This is a genomic window from Chloroflexota bacterium (assembly GCA_016235055.1).
In the GTDB taxonomy this organism is placed as follows: Bacteria; Chloroflexota; Anaerolineae; order JACRMK01; family JACRMK01; genus JACRMK01.
Genome location: JACRMK010000027.1, coordinates 1 through 5,685 on the forward strand (window position 1 = coordinate 1; position 5,685 = coordinate 5,685).

Here is a 5,685-nt window from a genome sequence, read left to right on the forward strand (position 1 = left end):
ACGAAGTTGGGAGGGGGTCGGGGGGAGGGCAGCGCCACTTTTTCGGCGGGCCAGCTTGCGTGACAAGCGCCTGAGAGCCAGCGCATCGCAAGCGGCATTGGAAAGTACCCGTACAAAGCCAAATTGAGAATTGCTGCGCGCATGCCGTATTGCGCCACGGTGGTATAATTATGACGTATGTAAGTCCACCACCGCGAAGTGAGGACATCTATATGACCCAAGTGCTCGTCGAGCGCGATCCCTACGACGTCGCGCTCGAACAGTTCGACAAAGCCGTGCAGTATCTCGACATCGGCGAAGGCACCAAAGAGATGCTGCGGCACCCCCAGCGCGAACTGACCGTTAATTTCCCCGTCGAGATGGATGACGGCCGGCTGGAAGTCTATACCGGCTACCGCGTGCACCACTCGACCATTCTCGGCCCGACCAAGGGCGGCATCCGCTACGGCAAGAACGTCAACCTGAACGAAGTGCGCGCGCTTGCGATGTGGATGACGTGGAAGTGCGCTGTGGCCGGCCTGCCGTACGGCGGCGCCAAGGGCGGCGTCATTGTCGACCCGAAGCAGTTGTCGCTCCGCGAGCTCGAAAAGCTGACGCGCCGCTACGCGACCGAGATCTCCGTGCTCATGTCGCCGCACGGCGACATTCCCGCGCCGGACATGAACACCAACCCGCAGATCATGGCCTGGATCATGGACACCTATTCCATGCACAAGGGCTATTCGGTGCTCGGCGTCGTGACCGGCAAGCCGGTGGAAATCGGCGGCTCGCTGGGCCGCAATGAGGCGACCGGCCGCGGCGTGATGTTTACGACCCGCGAGGCGCTCGGCAAGCTTGGCATGAAGCCGTCGGACACCAGGTGCGTCGTGCAGGGCTTTGGCAACGTCGGTTCGGTCAGCGCGACCTTGCTGCACCAACTCGGCTGCAACGTGATTGCGGTCAGCGATGTGAATACCGGCTTGTACAACCCGAACGGCATCGACATTCCCGAGGCGCTCAAGTGGTCGCGCGCCAAGGGCACACTGGTTGGCTTCCCGGGCGCCGAGGCGGTGACCAACCACACGCTGCTGGAGATCAAGTGCGACGTGCTGGTGCCGGCCGCCATGGAGAACCAGTTGACGGCGGAGAATGCGGGGCGCATCGACACGAAGCTGATCGTCGAAGGCGCGAACGGCCCGACAACGCCGGAAGCCGACGAGATCTTCACCCAGCGCGGCATTCTCGTCGTGCCCGACGTGCTGGCCAATGCGGGCGGCGTCATCGTTTCGTACTTTGAGTGGGTGCAGGGCTTGCAGTCGTTCTTCTGGGACGAGAACGAGATCAACAGCCGCCTGGAGCGGCTGATGGTGCAGAACTTCGCCCGCGTCTGGAAGACATCGCAGGAGAAGAAGGTGTCGATGCGCATGGGTGCGTACATCCTGGCCATCGATCGCGTTGCCAAGGCGGGCGACCTGCGCGGGCTCTACCCGTAACGGTCACCGCGGAAAGCCAATCTCACGGGCGGGCGATGAGGTGTCGCCCGCCCGTTTCTTATGAACACGTTTGACACGCTGCTGATCGCTTCGCCATCGCCGTTGGTGCGAGCGGGGCTCAAGTCGCTGGTGCAGGACGCGACCGACTGGTATCTGCTCGGCGAGGCGGGGACCGCCGGTGATCTGCTGTCGCGCCTGCGCGACTTGCAGGTCGACGCGTTGCTGGCCGACCTCGACATCGCCGAGGACGGGGCAGGGGAGCTTGTGGCGCGACTGCGGGCTGTGTCACCGTCGACCAAGATCGTGGCGCTGGCCGACGCCTGGAACGACACGCGCATCGTGCCGGCGCTTGGCGCAGGCGCGCACGCGTTCATCGTGCGGCGCTCATCGGCGGGCGAGATCGCCGACGCCCTGCGGGCCGCGCGCGCCGGGTCGCTGGTCCTGAACCCGGCCGCCACGGAGCTGCTGAAGCTGCAACTGCAGCCGCGCGAGCCGGTGGAGGCGTTGAGCGCGCGCGAGCTGGAGGTGCTGCGCGCGCTGGCGCGCGGCCTGCCGAACAAGCTGATCGCGCAGGAACTGATCATCAGCGAGCACACCGTCAAGTTCCATATCCGATCGATCCTCGACAAGCTGGACGCTTCCAACCGCACGGACGCCGTGCGCATTGGGATCGAGCGCGGATTGGTGGCGCTGTAGGGATGACGGGATGACAAGATGACAAGATGATTGGTAGGGGCGGACTGGCGTGTCCGCCCGCCTGCACGGCGGTCGACGTGCAGCATGCCTGAAACGGGCCGACACGCAGATCGGCCCCTACACTATCGGTTAGGTGCAAAACTACCCCGCTGTGCGATGCGCATGGCGGGGTTTTGCTATATAGTGTCAGCAAGGTTGAGGAAAGATTCGCCCGCTGTGGGCGCTAGAGCATTTCGCAGAAACATCGGACACGCCATGCGGTTCGCCGTGTAGGGGCAGGTCTTTGACCTGCCCCTCGGACAGGCCAAAGGCCTGTCCCTACATGCCGCGCGCAGCCCCGTGCGGCACGATGTCGGGTTATTCGCAAACTGCTCAAACGGATCGGATAAGCGAGAGGAAACCAGAAATGGCATTCAGCAATTTGCAGGCACTATCGAACGAATACGCGGCGCTGGTCGAGCAGGTTAGCAAGTCGGTCGTGCGCGTGGATGCGCGCCACCGCATCGCCGGCACCGGCATCGTCTGGAGCGCGGACGGCGTGATCGTGACGGCCGATCATGTGGTGGAGCGCGAAGAGGGTATCGAAGTGTTGACGCCGGGCGGCGAGACCGTCAAGGCCGAGTTGATCGGCCGCGACCCGAATACCGACGTGGCGGCGCTGCGCATCAGCGCGAGCGGCCTGACCGCCGCCGACTGGACGCCGCCGGCGGAGTTGAAGGCGGGGCACCTGGCGTTCGCGCTTGGCAAGCCGTGGGATAACACGCCGATCGTCAGCGGCGGCATCGTGAGCGCGGTCGGTGTCGGCATGCGCGGGCACGGCCGCAACGGCTTCGTGCAGTCCGACGTGGTGATGCTGCCCGGCTTCTCCGGCGGCCCGCTGGTCGATGCCGGCGGCCGCGTGATCGGCATGAACTCGTCGGTGCTGGGGCGCGGCGTCTCGCTGGCCGTGCCGGTCGAGGCGATGAAGCGCGTGGTCGGCGATCTGCTCAAGGAAGGTCGTGTGCGGCGCCCGTACCTCGGCGTCGGCCTGCAGGTCGTGCCGCTGGCGTCGTCGCTGAGCGCGAAGGCGGGCGGGCAGGAGCGCGCGCTGATGATCCTGACAATCGAAAGCGGCGGCCCGGCCGAGCAGAGCGGCCTGCTGCCCGGCGACATCCTGCTATCGGCGGCGGGCAAGGCGTTGCAGGACACGAACGACCTTCAGCATGCGCTGACGCCGGACAACGTCGGCCAGACGGTGACGCTGTCGGTCGTGCGCGGCGGCGAGATCAAGTCGATTGGGGTGAAGGTGGGGTCGAAGTAGACAGAAGACAGTAGTCAGTAGTCAGACGAAAGTGAACAGTGAACAGTGAACAGTGAACAGTGAACAGTAACCGGTGAACAGTACCGCCGTGGACGAGCGCTAAAGCGAAGCATTAGAAATGCGCAGGGCGGTTACCCGCTCCTGCGCTTTCTTCTTGCTACGTACCGCGCACTGCTCACTGTTCACTGTTGACTGTTCACTCATTCTGACTACTGGCGTCTGACGACTGGTTACTGCCTACTGTTGCTTCACGTCCGCCGACACGGTGATCGACGCGCCCTTATCGAAGGTCAACACGACGCTGATCTTCTCGCCAACTTTGAGTTCGCGCTTGAGGCCGATCATCATGACGTGATAGCCGCCCGGCTTCAACTCGGTCTGGCCGCCGGCCGTGATCGGGATTTCCTTGACCGGCGCCATCTGCATCGCGCCGCCGACCATCGTCGTCTGATGGATTTCGACCGCTTGCGCCACGTCGCTCGCCGCAGAGAGGAGCTTCATATCCTCCTTGCCGATGTTCTTGAGGATCATGTAAGCCGCGCCGTTGCCGCCCGCCATGGCCGCGCGTGCCCATGGCTGGTCAACAACGATTGATGTCGCTGCGGGGCCGGGCGCCGCTGGTGTCGCTTGCGGGCCGCAGGCGGTGGCGAAAAAGACGCCCAGCGTCAATGCCAGGCCGACGTACAGGTAACGCATCTCAGCTCTCCTTGTGGAACAAGTACCGTAGATCGTGAGTGATTTCGTCGCTTTCCACGCCAAACGGATAGACAACGCGAATGCGGAATTGCGGATCGATCAGGTAAACGAACGCCGTGTGGCTCATCAGATAGCCGGCGGCGGAGTCGGACTCGACCCGCGAGTAACTGACGCCGTACGCCTGGGCCGCGGCGGTCAGTTCCTGATCGGTGCCGGTGAATCCCTTGAACGTTTCATCGAACCTGTGCACATAGGCGGCGATCCTGGCGACGTTGTCGCGCGCCGGATCGACGGTCACGAACGCCACACGCACATCGGCCGCCTCGGCGCCCAACTGCCGCCGCACCTCGGCCAGCCGCGCCAGCGTGGTCGGGCACACATCGGGGCAGGTCGTGTAGCCGAACGCCAGCAGCACCCACTGGCCGCGCAGTTCGCTCAGCGCGGCGGGTTTGCCGCTTTCGTCGGTCATCCGCACATCGCCGGCCGGTTTCGGCGGGTCCTGGTACACGCCGCCATACTGGTGCGCGCCGAACAGGAACGTCGTGATGATCAGGCCGACGGCGAAAACGGTGCCGGCGACGGGCAAGGTCCACCAGTATGCTTTCATGGCTGCCTCAACGGTTCCCGACCGAGCGAAACTCGTGGCGGATGTTCAGTGTCTGCTCGCCGGTCAGTCCGGCCGGCTGCACGCGGAAGACGACCTGATACTCCTGCGGCAGGTTGGCCTGGTAAGCGTTCAGACCGCTGCACTGCGTGACGAAGATCTTGACCTGATCGGTGGCGGAGGCGGGCTCGATGATGAGCGTGCCGGTGGCGTTGACCGGCGTCATCGAGTTGTTCTTGATGCGGTAGATGACGCTGACCGTTTCGCCCGGGCGGGCCGAGACCACCGTGGGGCTGGTCTCGATCGTGAATGGCAAATTGTACTGCGAGTACGTTATGTACACCGTCACCGGCCCGAAGAAGCGCCAACCGAGCCAGACGGCGTTGACCAGCAGGAACAGCCCCGCGACGGTGATAATGATCTTGCCGGTTCGTGATGCGCGAGCCGGTCTGGTTTCAGGTGCGACCATCGATTCCATAAGAACTCTCCCCCCTCAAGCGTGCGATTGTGCGCCTCGCCGGGCAGGCCTCACACGACGCATGCCGATGCACTCAACAAAGTAAGCATACCCGAACCGCGCATCCGGCGGAAAGTGACGAATGTCATGTTTTTCGCCGGGGCATTTGACCCGCCGCCGCACGTACCATGTACCACGGAGACACAGAGGCACAGAGAAGACCTGAAACTGCTTCTCTGTCACGTCTATCGTCGGGGCATTTGACCCCCCGCCGCGAACCCCATCTACCACAGACACAGAGGCACAGAGAACAGAAAAATAGACTCAGTAGATCCAAAATTCATAAGCGCGGGGCGACGGTAGCGTGAATGACGTTGACGACGCCATAGATCGCTTCCAGTTCGCGCCGGATGAACCGGAGAAAGCGTGTCAGTTGGAAGCGCTTGGTATCGAGCCAACG

Annotated in this window: 6 protein-coding genes; 3 read left to right on the plus strand and 3 right to left on the minus strand. The window is 63.6% G+C overall.

What is annotated here, in order from left to right:
- Positions 1-212 precede the first annotated feature (212 nt).
- The 3 genes from HZB53_07125 to HZB53_07135 all read left to right on the plus strand — a co-directional run bounded on the left by HZB53_07125 (position 213) and on the right by HZB53_07135 (position 3,468).
- A complete protein-coding gene (locus tag HZB53_07125) occupies positions 213-1,472 on the plus strand; it encodes a Glu/Leu/Phe/Val dehydrogenase (protein MBI5877405.1) in 1,260 nt (419 codons plus the stop codon).
- A gap of 60 nt (positions 1,473-1,532) precedes the next feature.
- Positions 1,533-2,168 (plus strand): response regulator transcription factor, encoded by a 636-nt coding sequence (locus HZB53_07130; GenBank protein MBI5877406.1) that lies wholly within the window; start codon positions 1,533-1,535, stop codon positions 2,166-2,168.
- Between the two features lie 406 nt (positions 2,169-2,574).
- Positions 2,575-3,468, plus strand: a complete 894-nt coding sequence (locus HZB53_07135; protein MBI5877407.1) for a trypsin-like peptidase domain-containing protein — start codon at positions 2,575-2,577, stop codon at positions 3,466-3,468.
- A gap of 237 nt (positions 3,469-3,705) precedes the next feature.
- On the opposite strand, the gene HZB53_07140 is transcribed toward HZB53_07135, so the two are convergent.
- The 3 genes from HZB53_07140 to HZB53_07150 are packed head-to-tail and all read right to left on the minus strand — an operon-like array spanning position 3,706 to position 5,246.
- Entirely contained in the window at positions 3,706-4,164 is a 459-nt protein-coding gene (locus HZB53_07140) for a copper chaperone PCu(A)C (protein MBI5877408.1), read from the minus strand.
- Between the two features lies 1 nt (position 4,165).
- Complete coding sequence (locus HZB53_07145) at positions 4,166-4,771, minus strand: SCO family protein (GenBank protein ID MBI5877409.1); 606 nt, start codon at positions 4,769-4,771, stop codon at positions 4,166-4,168.
- Between the two features lie 7 nt (positions 4,772-4,778).
- Positions 4,779-5,246, minus strand: a complete 468-nt coding sequence (locus HZB53_07150; protein ID MBI5877410.1) for a hypothetical protein — start codon at positions 5,244-5,246, stop codon at positions 4,779-4,781.
- Positions 5,247-5,685 lie beyond the last annotated feature (439 nt).